Raw genomic sequence first — 232 nt, 5'->3', positions numbered from 1 at the left:
GCCGGAGCTGGGCGGAGGTGAGCCGGGCCGCGACCGGGTTCGGCTCGCGGAGCCGTACCAGCCGGTCGAGGGCGGCGCGCTTGGTCCGGGCCAGCCTCCGCATGGTCGCGGTCCGCTCATAGGCGAGCAGCTGCGTCTTCGACGCCTTCGCCGCCCCGCTGAGCTCGTAACCGAGCGCCTCCAGCCGGTCGCCGAGCACGGTCTCGCACAGCGAGACCTCCCACGGCTTCAG

Annotated in this window: 1 pseudogene; it reads right to left on the bottom strand. The window is 74.1% G+C overall.

Features of this window, described 5'->3' with window-relative positions:
* Positions 1-232, bottom strand: a pseudogene (locus ACWJ6R_RS38365) (sulfotransferase family protein); the annotation flags it as partial.

The sequence above is a fragment of the Planomonospora algeriensis genome, from assembly GCF_977012225.1.
The sequence above is the reverse complement of the archived record's forward strand: the minus strand, read 5'-3'. Positions and strand labels throughout refer to the sequence as shown.